Origin of the sequence: Exiguobacterium acetylicum DSM 20416 (assembly GCF_000702605.1) — a bacterium.
GTDB classification, from domain to species: domain Bacteria; phylum Bacillota; class Bacilli; order Exiguobacteriales; family Exiguobacteriaceae; genus Exiguobacterium_A; species Exiguobacterium_A acetylicum.
This window is the reverse complement of the sequence record NZ_JNIR01000001.1, coordinates 1,412,215-1,431,205: the sequence shown is the minus strand read 5'-3', so window position 1 is coordinate 1,431,205 and position 18,991 is coordinate 1,412,215. Positions and strand designations below refer to the sequence as shown.

At 45.3% G+C, this 18,991-nt stretch carries 20 protein-coding genes; 16 read left to right on the top strand and 4 right to left on the bottom strand.

What is annotated here, in order from left to right:
• The first annotated feature begins 39 nt into the window (after window positions 1-39).
• Both P401_RS0107820 and nth read left to right on the top strand, forming a co-directional pair.
• On the top strand, window positions 40-618 hold the full coding sequence (locus P401_RS0107820; protein ID WP_029341990.1) for a DnaD domain-containing protein: 579 nt from the start codon (window positions 40-42) through the stop codon (window positions 616-618).
• 4 nt (window positions 619-622) lie between these two features.
• Window positions 623-1,279 carry an endonuclease III gene (nth, locus tag P401_RS0107815; protein ID WP_029341989.1) on the top strand — a complete coding sequence of 219 codons (657 nt, stop codon included), beginning with the start codon at window positions 623-625 and terminating at the stop codon, window positions 1,277-1,279.
• 40 nt (window positions 1,280-1,319) lie between these two features.
• Here the strand turns inward: nth and P401_RS0107810 are convergent, their stop codons facing one another.
• Together P401_RS0107810 and P401_RS0107805 are read right to left on the bottom strand one after the other, a co-directional pair.
• Window positions 1,320-2,234, bottom strand: coding sequence for a DUF3800 domain-containing protein (locus P401_RS0107810; RefSeq protein ID WP_023468614.1), 915 nt, complete (start codon window positions 2,232-2,234; stop codon window positions 1,320-1,322).
• A gap of 175 nt (window positions 2,235-2,409) precedes the next feature.
• A complete protein-coding gene (locus tag P401_RS0107805; protein ID WP_023468613.1) occupies window positions 2,410-2,712 on the bottom strand; it encodes a DUF1798 family protein in 303 nt (100 codons plus the stop codon).
• A gap of 74 nt (window positions 2,713-2,786) precedes the next feature.
• On the opposite strand from P401_RS0107805, the gene recU reads away from it, so the two are divergent.
• The 7 genes from recU (at window position 2,787) to P401_RS0107770 (ending at window position 11,213) form a co-directional block, all read left to right on the top strand.
• Complete coding sequence (gene recU / locus P401_RS0107800; RefSeq protein WP_029341988.1) at window positions 2,787-3,413, top strand: Holliday junction resolvase RecU; 627 nt, start codon at window positions 2,787-2,789, stop codon at window positions 3,411-3,413.
• Window positions 3,414-3,433: 20 nt separating this feature from the next.
• On the top strand, window positions 3,434-6,082 hold the full coding sequence (locus P401_RS0107795; RefSeq protein WP_029341987.1) for a PBP1A family penicillin-binding protein: 2,649 nt from the start codon (window positions 3,434-3,436) through the stop codon (window positions 6,080-6,082).
• 103 nt (window positions 6,083-6,185) lie between these two features.
• Window positions 6,186-8,450 carry a DEAD/DEAH box helicase gene (locus P401_RS0107790; protein WP_029341986.1) on the top strand — a complete coding sequence of 755 codons (2,265 nt, stop codon included), beginning with the start codon at window positions 6,186-6,188 and terminating at the stop codon, window positions 8,448-8,450.
• Complete coding sequence (locus P401_RS0107785; protein ID WP_029341985.1) at window positions 8,447-9,652, top strand: ribonuclease H-like domain-containing protein; 1,206 nt, start codon at window positions 8,447-8,449, stop codon at window positions 9,650-9,652. Before P401_RS0107790 ends, P401_RS0107785 begins: the two co-directional genes overlap by 4 nt.
• Window positions 9,649-10,209, top strand: coding sequence for an SLOG family protein (locus P401_RS0107780; protein WP_029341984.1), 561 nt, complete (start codon window positions 9,649-9,651; stop codon window positions 10,207-10,209). The genes P401_RS0107785 and P401_RS0107780 overlap by 4 nt, the downstream gene beginning before the upstream one ends.
• 5 nt (window positions 10,210-10,214) lie before the next feature.
• Window positions 10,215-10,529 carry a cell division regulator GpsB gene (gene gpsB / locus P401_RS0107775; protein ID WP_023468607.1) on the top strand — a complete coding sequence of 105 codons (315 nt, stop codon included), beginning with the start codon at window positions 10,215-10,217 and terminating at the stop codon, window positions 10,527-10,529.
• Between the two features lie 129 nt (window positions 10,530-10,658).
• Window positions 10,659-11,213, top strand: a complete 555-nt coding sequence (locus P401_RS0107770; RefSeq protein WP_029341983.1) for a nuclease-related domain-containing protein — start codon at window positions 10,659-10,661, stop codon at window positions 11,211-11,213.
• Between the two features lie 44 nt (window positions 11,214-11,257).
• Here P401_RS0107770 and P401_RS0107765 read toward each other — a convergent pair whose 3' ends face one another.
• Both P401_RS0107765 and P401_RS0107760 read right to left on the bottom strand, forming a co-directional pair.
• Window positions 11,258-11,575 carry a hypothetical protein gene (locus tag P401_RS0107765; RefSeq protein WP_029341982.1) on the bottom strand — a complete coding sequence of 106 codons (318 nt, stop codon included), beginning with the start codon at window positions 11,573-11,575 and terminating at the stop codon, window positions 11,258-11,260.
• Window positions 11,576-11,608: 33 nt separating this feature from the next.
• Window positions 11,609-13,183 (bottom strand): FAD-dependent monooxygenase, encoded by a 1,575-nt coding sequence (locus P401_RS0107760; protein ID WP_029341981.1) that lies wholly within the window; start codon window positions 13,181-13,183, stop codon window positions 11,609-11,611.
• An 88-nt stretch (window positions 13,184-13,271) separates the two neighbouring features.
• Here P401_RS0107760 and yvfG point away from each other — a divergent pair, with 88 nt between their 5' ends.
• The 7 genes from yvfG (at window position 13,272) to P401_RS0107720 (ending at window position 18,967) form a co-directional block, all read left to right on the top strand.
• A complete protein-coding gene (yvfG, locus tag P401_RS0107755; protein WP_029341980.1) occupies window positions 13,272-13,493 on the top strand; it encodes a protein YvfG in 222 nt (73 codons plus the stop codon).
• On the top strand, window positions 13,490-14,101 hold the full coding sequence (locus P401_RS0107750) for an NUDIX hydrolase (RefSeq protein ID WP_029341979.1): 612 nt from the start codon (window positions 13,490-13,492) through the stop codon (window positions 14,099-14,101). Before yvfG ends, P401_RS0107750 begins: the two co-directional genes overlap by 4 nt.
• Before the next feature lie 60 nt (window positions 14,102-14,161).
• The gene (locus tag P401_RS0107745; RefSeq protein ID WP_029341978.1) at window positions 14,162-14,371 is read left to right on the top strand and encodes a hypothetical protein; all 210 of its coding nucleotides are present in this window, start codon (window positions 14,162-14,164) and stop codon (window positions 14,369-14,371) included.
• A gap of 661 nt (window positions 14,372-15,032) precedes the next feature.
• Entirely contained in the window at window positions 15,033-15,668 is a 636-nt protein-coding gene (locus P401_RS18300) for a 3D domain-containing protein (RefSeq protein WP_029341976.1), read from the top strand.
• Between the two features lie 184 nt (window positions 15,669-15,852).
• Complete coding sequence (locus P401_RS0107730) at window positions 15,853-16,584, top strand: ABC transporter ATP-binding protein (RefSeq protein ID WP_029341975.1); 732 nt, start codon at window positions 15,853-15,855, stop codon at window positions 16,582-16,584.
• Complete coding sequence (locus tag P401_RS0107725; protein ID WP_029341974.1) at window positions 16,581-18,098, top strand: ABC transporter permease/substrate-binding protein; 1,518 nt, start codon at window positions 16,581-16,583, stop codon at window positions 18,096-18,098. The genes P401_RS0107730 and P401_RS0107725 overlap by 4 nt, the downstream gene beginning before the upstream one ends.
• Window positions 18,095-18,967: a diacylglycerol/lipid kinase family protein gene (locus P401_RS0107720; RefSeq protein ID WP_029341973.1), complete on the top strand. Its 873-nt coding sequence runs from the start codon at window positions 18,095-18,097 to the stop codon at window positions 18,965-18,967. Before P401_RS0107725 ends, P401_RS0107720 begins: the two co-directional genes overlap by 4 nt.
• Window positions 18,968-18,991: the final 24 nt, after the last annotated feature.

The window sequence follows — 18,991 nt, the reverse complement described above, 5'->3', positions numbered from 1 at the left end:
GTCGATTTCTTGTTTAGACTAGAGAATCGAGGAAATACGATGAATCATAATTTAGTGCAATTATTTGAAGAAGGGACCGTCGTCTTACCGAAACGATTGTTCACCGAGGCAAAACGATTAGGCATCAGTTTTGTCGAGTTCACGTTGATTGGTCAACTGTTTGCTTGTCGGGCGGAAGGCATGGAGATGCCGTCACCGGAAGAGTTAAGCAATCGACTCGGACTATCAGAGACGGAAACGATCGAGACGACTCTCGGTTTATTGCAAAAAGGATTATTGGCTATGGAAAACGTCAACGGATCAGAACGTTATTCGCTTGTTCCGCTGTACGAAAAGCTGATGGCACCACCGGAACAGGAAACACCGAACTTTGATACGATCAATCCGTCCGTCTTCCAACAATTTGAACGGGAACTCGGGATGATGTCACCGTTTCAGATGGAGCAGATCATTCAGTGGTTGACGATTGAGAACATTTCGGAAGAACTGGTGCTTGCCGCACTTCGAGAAGCGGTCTATCATAATGTCCGTAAAATGACTTATATCAATCAAATTTTACGGACGTGGGAACGTGAAGGGATCAAGACGCTCGAGGATCTCGCAGGGCGGGGAGGTTGAGTAGATGTTACGAAAAGCAGAAATCGATCGGATTGAAGCAACGCTAGAAGAGATGTTTCCAGATGCATTTTGTGAGTTGATTCACCGTAATCCGTTTGAACTTGTCGTCGCGGTCGCACTCAGTGCACAAGCGACCGATGTGCTCGTCAATCAGGTGACGCCTGGATTATTCGCGGCGTATCCGGATCCTACTTCGCTTGCTACGGCACCGGTCGAGGAAATCGAGGACAAAATCAAACGACTTGGATTATACCGGAATAAAGCAAAAAACATCAAGGCGCTTGCGGCACAACTCCTTACGCAACACGATGGAGAAGTCCCGACGGAACGCGCCGGGCTCGAAGCATTACCTGGCGTTGGACGTAAGACGGCGAACGTCGTCTTGTCTGTCGCCTTTGATGTACCGGCATTTGCGGTCGATACACATGTCGAACGTGTCTCAAAACGCCTCGGGATCTGTCGCTGGAAGGATAATGTCACGCAGGTCGAAGCGACACTCATGCGTCGTTTCAAACGGGAGCGGTGGTCAAAGCTCCATCACCAATTCATTTTCTTTGGACGGTATCACTGCAAGGCACAACGTCCGAACTGTGAAGCGTGCCCGTTACTTGATATGTGTCGAGAGGGAAAAAAGCGGACAAAAGGACTAGCTACACTATAAAAAAAAGTGGATCCGAGACCGGATCCACTTTTTTTGCATATCATCCATTCCAAGGAGTATCGGACCATTCACGACGCTTTTTCGTGATCGGTACTTTTTTGAATCCCCAGTTTCGGAAATCTTGGTCCGGACTATCGCGTCGAATGTAAATCTTATCTTTGATGGCTTTAAAAATCCGGTTTTCGTCCCCATAATGGACAAACCGTGGTTTTACCTCGATGACACCACGACGGACGCGAGATAAAGGTAAGCAGACCAAGTCGGCAATCTCAAGACCAGATTGGTAGAGGTCGCTGTCTTTTTCAGCAAAGATGAAGCCTTTGATTTTTTGACGGCTTTTTTCGACGTCGAGATGGACCGTTCCCGAATTGAAGATATCGAAGAACGCCTTTTGAATGAGCAAGTTTTGATAATCATCACGGCTTTCAAGGACGACACGCGCACTCGTTGCTTCTGTCTCATCGAGGAAGGAATAAAACGACTTCATCAGATGGGCGAAGGCGACGACGTACGGATCCTTCGGTGTCGAGAAGAAGTCTTGTAGCTTCTGTTTATCGACTTCGACACTGACGATCGTACAATCGATATCAACTAAAAATTCCGGCAAGGCGATCCAGAAATGTCGTAGCATATCGATCGTGATGCCATCTTCTTTACCGTACGGATGCTCAGCTTTTAAAATCTCTTTCAAATGAAGGGGAATATGTGGATCTTCAAAAACTTTTGCCTTAAAATCCATCAAACGTTGACGAAGCGGACTTGGTTCACCGGTCTCATCCGAATCGATGGCATATTTATATTCCATCAAGACACCCGTTAAGTTGAATTGTGTATTCCCTTTCGGTGTCCCAGTTTCGTCGACGAACATGATGTATTTCTTCGGGGCAGGGGTTGAATTCTTAGGAAATCCTTTGACGTCAACGCCTTTGACGTTCGATTGTACCCGTTTGTTCAAATGAATCTCCTCCAGTTGCACAATAATTACACAGTCTTTTCGAAAGAAATGCTCTTGATGCCACTTTACACGCTAGGCGATTGAAAAGCTATAGCCTGATAAGTGAAACCGTAGAAACATTCCCTCGTATGATTAGGTGTTCGACTTAAGGAAGATAATTCCTGTTTTTTAATCGTTATTCTTCACCATTCATCAAGCGATCGATATATCGAACGGATTTAATTGTTTCATTGAAGCGCTTCAGACTCGTTTTCGGCTGAAATGCTTGGACGGAAATTTGCTTCAGTTGATCAACGGCGCTTTCGACCATGCTAGGTCGTAAGTAAGGACTATCTTGGGCATTCGTTTGCCACTGTGCAATCAGTTGATCCGCTCGTTCAACGAACGGTACGACGTCTCGATTGAAGTCATATTCGGTTCCGGCACGTCCTTCTTGATAAATACGTTCAATCTCTTGTAATAACGGTTCAATTGTCATTGGTTTTTAACTACTCCTCTCGGCCGATACGGTACAATCACATATCATGGTACAATAAACGCGATAGGAGGGGAATCGTTTTGAATTACCCGAATGGGAAAAAATTTCAAAAGCCACTCGAGTCGCATGGAATTCGAATCAAGAAGGCGCGATCAACCGATTCAACCTTTTCAAATCGAGGGATGACGCTCGAAAAATTATTGAATGAAAGTAATACGTTTTACTTGACCCATAATCGGGCAATCATTCACAAGAAACCCACTCCGTTACAAATCGTCCAAGTCGATTATCCAAAACGGTCGGCAGCGGTCGTCAAGGAAGCCTATTTCAAGCAACCGTCGACGACGGACTATAACGGTGTTTATCGCGGAAAATATATTGATTTCGAAGCGAAGGAGACGACGAACAAAACGTCCTTCCCGATAAAAAATTTTCACCCCCATCAAATCGCACACATGCGCCAATGTGTCGAACATGGAGGAATTTGTTTTGTCATCATTCGTTTCAGTCTGTATAATGTGCAATATGTGCTTTCAGTCGAGCACGTGTTCCCCTGGTGGGATCAGCTAGAAAGCGGACGAAAATCAATTCCGCTGACGGTCATTGAACGAGACGGTATCAAAGTCGAGACTGGCGCGTACCCTGCCATCGATTATTTAAAGGCAGTGGACGAACTATATTTCAATTCAGACACTTTTTGATTGAAGGAGAAGGATAGCATATGGAAAGAAGTCGTGTCGCACGTCGTGAAGAGACGAAGTCATCTGAGAAAAAGATGAAACGGACGAAACGTCCCCAAAAGAAAAAGTCAGGTGGAGGTTCCGGTGGAAAAGGACCACTTTGGAAAAAGTTATTGCTGATTGCTACTGGACTATTCATCGTCATGATGTTGGTCGGAGGCGGATTTGCCGCTTACGCGATTGCTACGGCACCTGAGCTCGATGAGACAGAACTTCGAGATGCTTTGCCATTGAAAATCTATGCGAGCAACAAGGAAGAGATTACGAAAGGCGGAACGAGTCGAGAATACGTATCAATCGATGAAGTACCGGAAGTCGTTAAAGACGCATTCATATCGATTGAGGACCGTCGTTTCTATCAGCACAACGGAATCGATTTCCGTCGTCTGGGCGGAGCCATCATCGCGAACGTGACAGATGGATTCGGATCAGAAGGGGCTTCGACGATCACGCAACAGGTCGTCAAACAGTCGTTCCTCAGCTTTGATAAGACGATTACGCGGAAAGTGCAGGAGCAATGGCTCGCGATTCGTTTAGAGCAGGACTATACAAAAGATCAAATTTTAGAGATGTACTTGAACAAAAACTATTATGGTCAAAACTCGTTTGGAATCCAGACGGCTTCAAAGGCTTACTTCAACAAGTCTGTTGATAAGTTGAATTATGCGGAAGCCGCGATGCTTGCAGGACTCCCGCAACGTCCGACAGCTTACGATCCAATCAAAGGAGATCCAAAGCTAACGAAATGGCGTCAGACGCAAGTTCTCAATGCGATGCAAACGACAGGCGTCATTACAGAAGCACAACGGGATAAAGCGGTCAAACAACCGATTTCGAAATTAATCAATCCGGCACCGAAGTCAACGAAGGATGAGTCCTACGATAGTGTCATCTTCGACATGGTGTCTAAAGAGTTAGAAGATGATTTTGGTCTTGAAGGTAAAGATATCTATGGTCAAGGGTTAAAGATCTATACATCGATTGATAAACCGATGCACGACTATATGAATGAAGCCATTAAGAAAGACCAAATCGTCCAATTACCGGAATACGCTGAAACGGCTGCGACAGCAGTCAATACGCAATCAGGAGAAATCCTTGCGGTCGTGGATGGTAAAAATCCAGGTAAAGGAACGGCGCGACGAAACTTTGCGAATGAACCGCATCAACCGGGATCGTCTGCAAAACCATTCTTCGCTTACGGACCAGCAATCGAAAATGATAAGTGGTCGACTGCGAAACAATTAACGGATAAACCAACAGAAGTCAACGGAAAAGAGATTGGAAACTATTATGATGGATACCGTGGCACGAACACAATTCGCCACTGGTTGAAAATCTCAGCAAACACACCGGCCATCCAAACGTATCAAGAAATTGGTGGTGATTCAGTTGAGGCGTTCGCTGAAAAATCTGGCTTGAAAATGAAAGACGATGAGTCGATTTCGCCTGCGTATGCGATTGGTGGGATGAAACACGGTTTCAATACGACTCAGATGGCAGGAGCTTATGCCACACTTGGTAATGGTGGCGATTATATCAAACCACACGTCATCAAATCGATTGAGTACAGTGATGGATCGAAAATCAAATCACCAATCAAATCGAAAAAAGCGATGGAAGACTATACAGCTTATATGTTGACGGACATGCTTCGTGATGTCTTAAAACCAGGCGGTACGTTCCCAAGTGCTGGATTGTCATTTGATGCAGCCGGTAAGACCGGAACGACGAATGCCTATAAAGATGTTTGGTTTGCAGGATATACGTCTGATGTCTCAATCAGTGTTTGGACAGGAACGACGAAATCTGGAAATAACAACGGATCTGGACTCAGTGGTCCGTATAACAGTACGATGGCACAGCAAATCTGGAAAGATTTCATTACAAAAACGCGCGATCGTACACCCGCACCATTCGAACAACCAAGTTCTGTCCTTAGTATCGGAAATGAATTGTACGTGAAAGGGACGAAGGAACCTGTCGTTGAAAAAAAGACAGTACCCGCTCCGACTGGATTACAAGCATCTTACGATGAAGACACAAAGAGCGGTGAACTGACTTGGAACTATAATGATGCTGCGCTTCGTGCCAATGGCTATGATGATGTATCGTTCGAAGTGACGATGACAGATGCTGACGGCGAAACATCAACGATTGGTACGAGTACGACGAATCGAATCGCCATCAATGGATTGAAGCCAGGACGATCGACGTTCCAAGTCGTAGCAAAAGCTTCTGGAGAAGAATCAGGTCCGGTCTCGACAACGGTCACGGTCACGGATCCTGAAGCAGAAGAACCGACAACGGACGAACCAGCGACGGATGAACCAGCGACGGATGAGCCAACGACGGACGAACCAGCGACGGATGAGCCAACGACGGACGAACCGACGACGGACGAACCAACGACGGATGAGCCGACAACGGACGAACCGGCAACGGACGAACCGACAACGGACGAACCGACGACGGATGAGCCGGTAACAGACGAACCGACGACGGACGAACCAGCAACAGATGAACCGAATTCAAATGATGGCGCAAACGCGCAAAACAATTCGAATGGTTCGACGGAACGAAATAACAACAATAATTCGAATGATAGTGGAGATGACTCTGAAGAGTAATGAAAGATCATCACCTGTAAAGCAGACAAGACCAAAGACGAGTAGATCGTTCTTTGGTCTTGCCTCTTTTTTTGTATAATGAGAAGTGGAAGGAAGTGAAGGTATGCAAGCGAAACAAACGCTCGTTGCATTTCTCGAAGAACTGAAACAGGACCGCTCGTTCATGGAGCGGATTACGTATATGAAAACGATGGAAGCGACAGCTGGACGCTACGTCGATTTTCCAGAACAACTACCGGAACGTTTGCGGCAAGCGCTACGTACACGTGGAATAAACCAGTTATACCGTCATCAAGGGCTAGCGTATGAACGTGTACAAGCGGGAGAGTCGACGGTCATCGTCACGCCGACCGCTTCAGGAAAGACCTATTGTTTTAATTTACCGGTCTTATCACATTTGCTAGAGCATCCGAACGCGCGAGCGTTGTATCTTTACCCGACAAAAGCTCTCGCACAAGATCAAAATAGTGAGTTACTGGAACTGATTGATCAATTAGAAGCGCCAATCCGTTGTTTTACTTATGATGGCGACACATCTCCCACGATTCGGACAAAAGTGCGAAAAGCAGGAAACATCGTCATTACGAATCCAGACATGTTGCATTCCGGGATTTTGCCACACCACACCAAATGGATCGAACTATTTGAGAACTTGAAATACATTGTCATCGATGAGCTTCACACGTACCGGGGTGTCTTCGGCAGTCATGTCGCGAATGTCATTCGGCGCTTACGACGGATTTGTCGGTATTATGGCAGTGATCCCGTCTTCATCATGACGAGTGCGACAATTGCCAATCCAAAGGAACTGGCAGAACGACTGACGGAAAAGACAGTTGGTTTGATTGATGAGAACGGTGCGCCGACTGGTCGCAAACATTTTCTCGTCTATCAACCACCGATTGTCAACGCACAACTCGGCATTCGGCGTTCAGCGACGCTTGAGACAAAACAACTGGCGATGCGCTTCATCAAGAAAAAGTTCCAAACGATCGTCTTTGCGCGCTCCCGCGTCCGCGTTGAAGTCTTACTGACGTATCTACGTAGCATTTATCCGCATGAGCTTGGTCCTCGATCGATCGAAGGATACCGGGGCGGTTATTTGCCAAGTGAACGTCGCGATATCGAACGACGGTTACGTCAAGGAGAGATCACCGGTATCGTCTCGACGAACGCTCTCGAACTGGGTGTCGACATCGGTCAACTGCAAGTCTGTATCATGAATGGTTATCCGGGAACGATTGCTTCGCTATGGCAACAAGCAGGGCGCGCAGGGCGCCGTCAAGATGATGCGTTAATCATTCTCGTCGCTTCTTCCGGTATGCTCGATCAATATGTCGCAGAACGACCTGAGTTGTTCTTGAATCAATCCCCAGAAGCGGCCCGACTGGATCCGGATAATCTGATCATTGCCGTCGATCACGTCAAATGTGCAGCGTTTGAACTGCCTTTTACGAAAGGAGAATCATTTGGAACACTCGAGACGGAAGATATCCTCGAATACTTAGTCGAAGAGCGTGTCCTGCACGAACGCGGCGATCGGTTTTATTGGATGAACGATGCGTTTCCGGCTCATGGAATATCGCTTCGGTCGAGTGATCAAGAGAACGTCATCATCGTCGATCAGACCGAGGTACCGAATCGAGTCATCGGTGAAATGGATACGTTTAGTGCGATGACGTTGTTACATGACGAGGCCATTTATCTTCACGGAGCCGATCAATACCAAGTTGAGCATTTGGATTTTGAAGAGAAAAAAGCGTTCGTCCGTGCCGTGGACGTCGATTATTATACGGATGCTAATTTTTCAGTCGACCTTTCTGTGCTCGAAGAAGATGAACAGTATGCAGAGGGAGCGTACAGTGTTGCGCGCGGCGATGTCAGTGTCCGGGGGATGGCGACGATGTTCAAGAAGATTAAATTCGGTACGCATGAGAACATCGGGTCGGGTCCGATTCACTTACCGGAACGAGAAATTCACACAACAGGTGTCTGGTTCACTTTACCTGATCATGCACGTTCTTCGACGGAGCTCGAACAAGTGTTAGAAGGGGTCGCGAATAGTCTACGGCGTGTTGCACCACTTTATTTGATGTGTGATGCCAGTGATGTCTTCGTCGTGCCGCAAGTCAAGGCGACTCACACACAACAGCCGACCGTCTATCTGTATGACCGTTACCCGGGTGGTGTTGGACTCGCCCAGTCGATTTATAAGCAACGCGGTGTCATGTTGCGTGCCGCCCGTGATTCAATCGTCACATGCCCTTGTCAGGACGGTTGTCCTGCTTGTATCGGTATGGTCGGCGTATCAGACGAGAAAGAACGAACGATTCAGTTGTTAGCAGAAATGGAGAAGGAACTATCATGAAAAATCGTCTTAGACGAATGCTGAAATCTACATCAGACGCCGCACCGGAGGATCAAGTGTCTTCCGCACATGGAGTGGAGACGCCGAAGACACCAAGCGGATGGACTGACGAACAGCAAGCCTGGATTGATCGTGGAGCCGATATCTTGACGTTCGAAGAAGAGTGGATCGTCAGGATCGACAAGCGATATGCATTAACAGATCGGCATGGAGATCGAAGTTTTGCTGAAGTGTATGAGTCCTTACAGCTTCCTCATCCGCCACTTGCGCTGGATGTTCCACTTGAGCAAGTCATTTTCTTTGATACGGAAACGACAGGATTACGAGGAACCGGAACGACGATCTTTTTACTCGGGTTCGCGCGCTTTGAGCAGGGTGGATTGCTGATGCGGCAATATTTCTTACCGCATCCGCACTTTGAAGCTGCCTTTTACCATCACTTCCTGCATGATATCGGAGATGATGTCCGATTTGTGACCTATAACGGGAAAAGCTTTGATTGGCCGCAAATCAAGACACGTCATGTCTTCGTTCGGGAACGTGTTCCTCGTTTGCCGAAAGTCGGTCATCTTGATTTACTTCATGTTGCGCGACGGATCTTTAAAGGAATGTATGATTCCTATCGGTTGACAGCGATGGAAGAGCGGATCGGATTCGAACGGGAAGGGGATTTACCTGGATTTTTGGCACCCATGCATTACTTCCAGTACGTCGAACACCAGCATCCGGATATCATGACAGGGGTCTTGCAACATCATCTGGATGATTGTTTGACGCTTGTCGGACTCTATGATGCATGCAACCGACTCGTCACACATCGAGCGGAGGCACCTTCTCCGATTCAAGAAAACATCGCGATTTGGCTGGCAGATCTCGGAATTCATGAAGGATCACACGCTCATTTTCAACAAGTCAAAGAACTATCCGCAGAAGGATGGTTGCGCCAAGGTTATTTGCATAAAAAAATGAAGAACTATGAACTAGCTCGAGATTGTTTCTTGAAGAGCAACAGTTATTTAGGGTATGTCGAACTTGCGAAGTGGGCAGAGCACATTGCAAAAGATCCAGTGCTTGCTTATGATTATACGGAACGAGCACGACAACACGTCGAGCGACATCATTGGTTGATTACTAAAAAAGAACGAATCTTGGCAGAGCTAGATCATCGAGGACGTCGGTTAAAAAGGAAGTGTGACGCGTGAAAGTTATCGCCATCACAGGTTACAAACCCAATGAACTAGGTATCTTTGATCAAAAACATCCTGGTATCCGGGTCTTAAAGGCAGCATATCGAGAGCGGATGATTCGCTTGATTGAGGATCGAGGTACAGAGTGGTTTATCACGAATGCCTCACCGGGTTGCGAAATCTGGGCATGCGAGGTCGTGCTTGAATTAAAGGAAGAGTATCCACATATTCGTCTCGGTATTCTTTTGCCGTTCTTGGAACAGGAAGCACGCTGGAAAGAGCCAGTTCAAGCGCAGTACCTCTCCATTCTTGAACAAGCGGACTTCGTCGAAGCAATCAGTCAGAAACCGTATACGGATCCATCGCAGTTACGCAATAAAACCGAGTTCATGATTCAAAAAAGCCAAGGATTATTGTCGGTTTTTGATGAAGAACATGGAGGATCGGCGAAATTTTTAGTAGAGCGTGCTAGAATAGAAATGGAACAATCCGATTATCAGTTGTTTTTAATTACACAAGATGATTTATCTTGGCTCGAACAAGAATTACAATACAATGATCAGTGGGAGTGAAGAGGATGTATAAGCCATTGTTGACAGCGGACGATATTTACAAAAAGGAATTCAAAACCGGCCTCCGTGGCTATGTCATCGAGGATGTCGATGGATACTTGGATCAAATCATTAAAGATTATGAAGGATTCGAACGTGAGATCGAACGTCTGAAGAAAGAGAACGAGGCGTTAAAACAAGCACCAGCACAACCGGTAAAACGTGAAGAACGCCGCGTCGAACAAGCGGAGCCACAAGTATCAAGTTCATCGAACTATGACATGTTACGTCGTATTTCGAATCTAGAGAAGGCCGTTTTCGGACGTCCGCACCAAGATTGACGCATCAAAAAAGACATTTCTGTCAAATCAGAAGTGTCTTTTTTATTTCCTTCTTTTTGAAAGAATCGTCATCTGAACGAAAACGGTGTTAAGATAACTAATAATACATACTACAAAGGATGATGAACCATGTTACAAGTCATGACTGCTTCTGTTCCTGAACCACCGCGCCGTCGTTTTTTTGCAAATAAACAAGTGAGTACGACGACGAGTGAAACGGATGCACTCTGTAATGAAATCCGTCATGTTTGTCGTTTTGATTGGATGTTGTTTGATCGGATTCGTCTTTCTGACACGATTGTCATTCCTTTTGCACTGATTGGTCCAAAAGGATTGTTCCTCGTGTTACAAAACGATGCGGTCGTAGAATGGATGACGGAGGAATCTTGTCATATCATGGATTCTGAGCATGGAAGAAAAGTGTTTGAACCTCATCCAATCAATCAGTCGAAAAAAATCGTTCAAGCGGTTCGAAAAACGCTAAAAGAACAAGGGATCATCATTCCGATTCATGGCATCACACTTTTTCCGAATGCACCACAGATGCGAACAGAACGAATTAAATTCCCGACGGGGCATAGCTTCAAGGATGTGCGGGCGTTCATCGTCTCAAAAAAATCCTCCCCTGTTCTAGAGCAAGAACGAAAACAAGTTGCATTTTATCTTGCACAGCAGCAGGAATGAACAAAGGCAGTGAAGCGCTCGCTTCACTGCCTTTTCGTTTGAATTCATCGTCTTGGTCGAGAAGCAAGAATGTCTTCAGCTTGATCCAAGTCTTCTTTCAAGACATACACCGCTACGCGATCATCCAAGTCTTTACTGAAACGCCGGAATAAAAACGAAGTCTTGACGCCGCGTTCGACTCGAATGTCTAAGTCAGCTGCTTCAAGTCGAGCAGCATCCTTTAATAAATCTTCTCCTTTTTCACCAAATGCTTCCCCGATCAGTGACCATCGAAGATTTTCCTTAGTTCGTCTGCTGACGATGACGAGAAATGCAATGACTAAAAGAATGATTAAAACCGTTCGAACTAGCTGTATATCCATCTTTACCTTCACCTCACCTACTATCATACCGAGTTAACGCGCATAAAGTAAACGTTCAACATACCGGGCGAATGATTTACTTTTCAAACCTTGTTGGCGATACGCGATATAACCGTCAGGGCGAATCAAATATAATCCGGATTGCTTGATGCCAAAGCGTCGTGCAAGTTCACCGCCTTGATCGACGACACCATCCTCTTTAAGGGATTGATGGATCGGTACCGTCTCAAATAGATCGGGATAGGTATAGGCGAGTTCCTTGAATGGCTCAAGAAGATCATCGGTTGCGTTTTTTGGTAAGAACAGCAGCAATAAGAAATTCCGATCGGCACGACGTAACAATAGTTCGTTCTTTTTCGTCCGCGGGTGGACGACTTCACTGTAAGGCATCGGTTCACCTGGTTTTGGTGTCAATGGACTAAAGTGTCCTTGTGTGACGAAGGTCGAACTCGCTGGGTAGTGGCTGTTGAGCTGAGCAATCCGGTTTGTCACGAAATGATGTAAGGGTGCGATTTTGAGACTATTCCGAATTACTTTTTCCTGCAAGGGTAATAAAAAGGGAATGTTGATTTGCAAGAGTTCCGTCGCAAGGTTTGTTGATCGTAAGATACCTTGTGCCGCTTCTCGACGTTCGACGCTGTAAGAATCAAGTAACGGAAAACTCGCCTTGAACTGATGGACACACCATAGTTTCCAAGCGAGGTTCATCGCATCAGCAATTCCGGTGTTCATTCCTTGACCACCGACGGGTGAATTGATGTGTGCGGCATCCCCAATCAAATAAATCCGATGGTGACCAAATTTCTCGATAATCCGGTTATGGACACGGAACATCGAATACCAATGGACTTTTTTTAGCTCAAACGGTACTTTGGCTCGATTTTGTAAAAAATCATCAATCGCTTTATGGTCGGTCGGAACAGGTCCGCTCGTTAGATTACCAGTAATACGGAACAAGTTCGACTGGAGAGGAAACGACTCGATGACGCCATGATCAGAGAAGAAGATATGAACCTCTTCTGAAGAGAGCGGCCAGTCGACCTCGATGTCAGCCAGCGCCCACGATTCTTTAAACGACTTCCCGCTGAATGGAAGCCCGAGCTCACGACGAACGAAACTGTTCGCACCATCTGCTCCGATGATGAAGGAAGCATCGACCGTCTCTGTTTCCCCTTTATGTTGTAAGGAAGCAGTAACAAAAGTCGGGAATTGAGCAAACCCCGTCAATTCCGTCTCTCGTTCCACTGCATGACCGTAAGTGGCGAGTTGCGCTTCAAGAATCCGTTCTGTCTCACTTTGAGGTAACAGCGTGACGAACGGAAAGGGTGTATTCAAATCAGTAAAATCAAGTTTTGCCTGCCATGCACCATTGACATAGAGGTTTCCTTGATTGATTTTAATCGCATTCTCCATCAAGTCTTCTGCGACACCAAGCCTTGCGAACAACTCTAGAGAACGCGCTTGAATCCCGATTGCTTTTGAGACGACGGATGGTCCGCTTGCACGTTCGACGATGCGAAAGGATAATCCATAGCGCGAGAGTGCGAGTGCGAGTGTTAAACCGGTTGGTCCGGCACCGATAATGAGGACATCTAATTTTTTATTCACGGATAACCCCCCTTAATTTACATCTTAGCCAAAACTCGGTACCATTAAACTATTGATGACACGCTGGACGTGTGAAAGGATGAAACTTGTGAACGAACAACTTTTTACGACAGAACGATTGATTGCGAATTTTAAGGAATATATCCGGCAGAATGAAGCGCATTTAACAAAAAGACATGCGTTAAACGCCTATTACAAGACGGTAGCAGGATCGATTTTATCGGACCGGATTGCTAAGAATGCGGATCTCATCGTCCGTATGCGCCATCTGGAAGAGGCGTACCATCACGTTGCACAAGAAGGGCGATGAAACAGGTGAACTTAGCCGATATCCGAAAGCAATACGTAGATTCTGAAGAACGTTTACCTCGTCATGCGGCAGCCGTACTCGTTCCGTTAGTCGAGCAGAATGGCGAAGTGTACCTGTTATTTCAAGTGAGAGCCAAAACACTACGTTCGCAACCAGGTGAAATCGCTTTTCCGGGTGGTCGGATCGATGCGGGTGAATTACCGAAAGCAGCAGCTGTTCGCGAAACGGTCGAAGAATTAAATGTCAATGCTTCTGAGATCGAAGTGATTGGAACACTTGAACCACTCGTGACACCGAACCGGTCGATCATTTACCCGTATCTTGGCATTCTCCATGCGACGGACTTTAATCCTTCACCAGCAGAAGTCGATCATGTGTTTCTCGTGTCATTAACGGAATTGATGACTTCGAAGCCGATTAAAGGAGATATGGAGTGGCGGATTCGCCCTGGCAAGGAAGTGCCGACCGAACGAATGGCGAATCGAGAAGCATATCTGGATCGTACGTATACGGTCACGGAGCATTTTTATGAGCACGGGGATTATCTGATTTGGGGATTAACCGCTAAAATCTTGCGCCAGTTCTTAGCTCAATTGACGCGTGACTAGCTTTTTCGGTCGTTATTTTATATGATTAACTGTAATTGAACGTGTCAGGAGATGAGTCAAATGGAAGAAACAGAAGAGTTATTCGATTATATCGTTGGCGATATGGTGAAAACAAAAGAAGGTTGGGTTGCGGAAGTAACGGCTGTATTGACAAATACGGTCGTCGGTGATGTATCCCACACGAAAAACTTTGAGTCACTCGGCTTAGAGTTTGAAAAACAAGTCTTATTAAAGTCAGAGATCGAATTGTTAGAACGTAAAACAAAATAATACATGAAAGCACACCAAATAATTGGTTTGCTCAGACTTAAGACAAAGCGTAATTTTTCTCTTAACGAGAAAGATTGCGTTTTTTTGTTCATCTCGAATCGTTTTCCTGGGACAAGCATCGCGCCGCTTCACTTCGTTGCAGGGTCGCTCCTGCTTGTTTTTCCCTAGGAAGCGATTTCGATTGAACAAAACGCTTCTCGCCTCTTTCTTTCGGTATAAAAAAGTAGAAACGAAGAAGGAGGAAGACTTTCAATGATAGGTAAGAGAGATCACCATCATATTGGAACAACTGGTTCCGCAGGACCATCTTGTTTGCAAACTCAGCACACCACATAATTGGTGTGTTTTTTATGTTCATTCAGCGATCTGAATAATAATAAAATCCTATATTCTTATATTCTTTGAAGAATTGGATAAAATAACTGAAAACATCGAAAAGATACATTTATTACAAAAGAGTAACAAGAACTAATTCGTAACAGAACGGTTACAAAATATAAAAACGTTGATACACAACAATTGAGAGCGTTTTTTGTAAGCGTGTAACCATTTCGTTACTTTTTGACAGATATATTTCAATTCATAGTGTTCGCTTTTCAAACTATTTGTCACCGTGATACGTTGTGCGGGTCGTAAAACGGCGAGAAAGGTTGGCATCAACATGAAACGAACATCATTCCTTTTATCCCTATGTTTAGCGGGATTCATATTTATTCTTTTGCCGCATCATGAAGCGTCGGCAGCACAAATCGGGATCGGTACGGAGAAAACAATCGTACAAAATCCATTAGAGATGAAACGTCAAGCTGCTCAAGAGAAGCGTGAACAAGCAGAGGCGAAAAAGCAAGCGCGTCTAAAAGCCTTGGCTAAGCAAAAAGCAGAAGCAGAGCAAAAAGCAAAAGCAGCGCAAGAAGCCAAAAAGGAAGCACAACAGGTAAAGAAACAAAGTCGAACACAAGCAAACGCTGACCGTTCCACAAAGCGTACGGAAACATTTGAGACGACAGCGTATACGACGAATCCAGAAAACAATGGAAGCCGCTTGTATAATGGTCGTGCCTTAACGGCATCAGGTTATGACGTCACAAACACGATTACATACGAAGGACGTCGCATTGTTGCTGTCGATCCATCGGTCGTACCGCTTGGAACTAAGGTACATGTAGAAGGTTTCGGCGATGCGATTGCGCTCGATACAGGTGGTGCGATTCGCGGAAAAATCATGGATCTTCTTGTCGGTTCAAAACAAGAAGCCTTAGAATGGGGTCGCCGTCAAGTCACGGTGACGTTCGAATAAGAGAAGTATACGATTAGGCGGTGGATAGTTTCCATCGTCTTTTTTGTTTTGATAAAGAATTAAAAACTTGCCTGTTCGATAATGGATTCAGAAAACAGGGAAAAGAGTGGATGGAATAGGTTTTGGAATGTCCAAGAAAGGGAAATTTTACAAAGATAATAAACCGGGAAACGAGGGATGGTTCGTGATTGAATTCAAGGATGTCGGCAAAACGTATGCAGACGGAACAAAGGCAGTGCAACATGTGAATTTTACAGTTGAACAAGGCGAGATTTTTTGTTTGATTGGTCCTTCAGGATGCGGTAAAACTACAACGATGAAAATGGTCAATCGATTGATTGATCATACGGAAGGGCAAATTTGGATTGATGGTGAACCGATCATGTCGATCAATGAACATGAACTGCGTCGGCGAATTGGCTATGTCTTACAACAGATTGCCCTTTTTCCACACATGACGATTGAGGAAAATGTTAGCGTCGTACCTGAGTTATTAAAGTGGGATAAAGAGAAAGTAGTACAACGAGTCGATGAATTATTTCGGTTAACTGGGTTGAACACCTCACTTAAGAAAAAATATCCAAGCGAACTCTCTGGGGGACAACAACAACGGGTCGGGGTTATGCGGGCACTCGCAGCAGAACAAGACGTCATCTTGATGGATGAACCATTTTCTGCTCTTGATCCCATTTCACGTGAACAATTACAAAATGATTTGTTGCATCTAAACGAAGAGCTTGGTAAAACAATTTTGTTCGTCACGCACGATATGAACGAAGCGTTGAAACTAGGCAGTCGCATCTGTCTGATGAACGCTGGAGAGATCGCTTTCATCGGTACGAAGGAAGAGGTACTAGCAAGTAACGACCCGTTCGTTCAAGAATTCATGCGTCAAGTCAGGGGGAATATCGAATGAACGGATTGCTTGAGACGTATCAGGACCGAAAAAGCGAACTGCTTCAAGCGTTGATCGAACATATCCAATTATCTGTCATCTCCTTGCTCATTGCATGTGTTATCGCTATTCCGCTTGGGATTTACTTATCACGTAACAAACGTCTGAGTGAGTGGTCGATTGGTGTGACCTCAGTCATCCAAACGATTCCATCACTCGCATTACTTGGTTTGATGATACCGCTTGTCGGGATTGGTACAGTACCGTCGATCATTGCACTTGTCTTGTATTCTTTATTACCAATCGTTCGAAACACTTATACAGGGCTTGCCGAAGTCGATCCCTCGATTAAGGAAGCGGCACGCGCATGTGGGATGACTCCGATGCAAAGCCTTTGGAAAGTCGAACTCCCGCTAGCCTTACCTGTCATGATGGCAGGGATTCGGACCGCGATGGTACTGATCATTGGTACAGCAACGATTGCGGCCTTGATTGGTGCTGGAGGATTAGGCTCCATCATTCTCCTTGGAATCGACCGTAACGATAACTATCTACTGTTGCTTGGTGCGATTCCAGCAGCACTACTCGCCCTTCTATTTGATGGCTTATTACGTCAAACGGAAGTCGCGACTCGTAAACGACAAACAGCCCGTCTCGTAACAGCAGTCGTATTGATGGTCGCAATTGTCGCCGCACCTTTTGCCTTTGGTCGCAGTGAACGACCGGATCTCGTCGTTGCTGGAAAATTAGGTGTAGAACCTGAAATCCTGATGAATATGTATAAAATCGTCATTGAAGATGAAACAGATTTGACAGTTCAAGTTAAACCAAACTTTGGTAAGACGACATTCGTCTACAAGGCACTCGAGTCAGGTGATATCGACGCGTATCCTGAATTTACGGGAACGGTACTTGCTAGTTTGACGAATGAAAAACCGAAGTCAAACGATGCAAAAGAAGTGTATGAACAAGCGAAAGCCGGTCTTGAAAAACAAGAATTAGCCTTGCTACCACCTATGAACTATAACAACACTTATGCTGTAGCCGTTCCGAAGAAATTAGCTGAACGATATGATCTGAAGACGATTTCTGACTTGAAACAGGTCGCGAATCAGTTAACAGCCGGCTTCACGTTAGAATTCAAGGATCGCCAAGATGGGTATAAAGGCATTCAAGAAAAATATGACGTCAATTTCAAAGAAGTCGTTACGATGGAACCGAAGTTGCGCTATAAAGCAATCGAATCAGGTGAAATCGATGTCATTGATGCTTACTCAACGGATCCAGAAATCGCGAAATACGACATGGTGGTCCTAAAAGACGACCAGCAATTATTCCCGCCGTACGAAGGGGCTCCTCTTCTGCGTCAAGAGACGATTGAAGAATATCCAGAAGTAAAACAGGCACTCGAACAATTATCAGGTAAAATTTCTGATGAAGAGATGTCCAAAATGAATGAAGCGGTCGCATATGGTGGGAAAACAGCGAATGAAGTCGCTCGTGATTATCTGAAGAAAGAAGGCATCATTCAATGAAGCTATTACTGATCAGTAATCCAACAGCGGGCACGAATGGTATGGGATTACTTGGAGAAGTCATCGAACCGTTAAGTACATTGTTCGATGAAATCGTCATTAAAAATACGAAACAAGCCGGCGATGCGATGCATTTTGCGGAAGAATCATCTTCGTTTGATGCCGTCGTCGTCATTGGTGGAGATGGAACGGTCTTTGAAACAATCAACGGCGTCGCAAAACTAGACGAGCGACCAATTCTTGGGATCATTCCTGGAGGTACTTGTAATGATTTCGCACGAACACTCGGGTTGCCGATGGCGCCGCGCCTTGCCGCGGAAGCGATTGCGATGCAACATGTCGTTCAAGTTGATCTCGGACAAGTCGAAGATAGCTATTTCTTGAATTTCCTTGGCGTTGGTCTTGTCGCAGAAGCATCAATTGGAATCGATACGGAAGAAAAAGCACGTCTTGGTAAGATGGGTTATTATCTATCGACGATTCGTTCGAGTCTAGAAGCAAAACCATTTGAATATGAATTAATCTTAGACGAAGGTCGTCATATGACAGGCGAAGCGGTACTAATCCTTGCGGCAAATGGAGAATCGCTCGGTGGAATCGAAACAAACTTGTCAGATGGAGCATATAACGATGGGAAACTTGATTTAGTCATCGTCGATGAAGTAAACTTGACGACTATTCGTGATGTGATCCTTCAAAAAATCGGTCTTGCCAATGATCCTTCCTTTACGCATATCCTGACAAGCGGTTTTCAGTTGAAAACGAAAGATGCAAAAGTCATTGATACAGATGGTGAAAAAGCGATTCATACACCAGTGACAGTCAAAGTATTACCAGAGTTTCTCCGAATGTATGGAGGCACTCTATAATAAAATTGGAAGGAAGAGAAGGTC

Bases quoted from the DNA above. Each gene is read 5' to 3' on its own strand.
- P401_RS0107820 (WP_029341990.1), top strand. From the start codon at position 40: ATGAATCATAATTTAGTGCAATTATTTGAAGAAGGGACCGTCGTCTTA.
- nth (WP_029341989.1), top strand. From the start codon at position 623: ATGTTACGAAAAGCAGAAATCGATCGGATTGAAGCAACGCTAGAAGAG.
- P401_RS0107745 (WP_029341978.1), top strand. From the start codon at position 14,162: ATGGAAGAAACAGAAGAGTTATTCGATTATATCGTTGGCGATATGGTG.
- P401_RS18300 (WP_029341976.1), top strand. From the start codon at position 15,033: ATGAAACGAACATCATTCCTTTTATCCCTATGTTTAGCGGGATTCATA.
- P401_RS0107770 (WP_029341983.1), top strand. From the start codon at position 10,659: ATGTTACAAGTCATGACTGCTTCTGTTCCTGAACCACCGCGCCGTCGT.
- P401_RS0107790 (WP_029341986.1), top strand. From the start codon at position 6,186: ATGCAAGCGAAACAAACGCTCGTTGCATTTCTCGAAGAACTGAAACAG.
- P401_RS0107720 (WP_029341973.1), top strand. From the start codon at position 18,095: ATGAAGCTATTACTGATCAGTAATCCAACAGCGGGCACGAATGGTATG.
- P401_RS0107765 (WP_029341982.1), bottom strand. From the start codon at position 11,575: ATGGATATACAGCTAGTTCGAACGGTTTTAATCATTCTTTTAGTCATT.
- P401_RS0107725 (WP_029341974.1), top strand. From the start codon at position 16,581: ATGAACGGATTGCTTGAGACGTATCAGGACCGAAAAAGCGAACTGCTT.
- P401_RS0107750 (WP_029341979.1), top strand. From the start codon at position 13,490: ATGAAACAGGTGAACTTAGCCGATATCCGAAAGCAATACGTAGATTCT.
- P401_RS0107785 (WP_029341985.1), top strand. From the start codon at position 8,447: ATGAAAAATCGTCTTAGACGAATGCTGAAATCTACATCAGACGCCGCA.
- gpsB (WP_023468607.1), top strand. From the start codon at position 10,215: ATGTATAAGCCATTGTTGACAGCGGACGATATTTACAAAAAGGAATTC.
- P401_RS0107805 (WP_023468613.1), bottom strand. From the start codon at position 2,712: ATGACAATTGAACCGTTATTACAAGAGATTGAACGTATTTATCAAGAA.
- P401_RS0107795 (WP_029341987.1), top strand. From the start codon at position 3,434: ATGGAAAGAAGTCGTGTCGCACGTCGTGAAGAGACGAAGTCATCTGAG.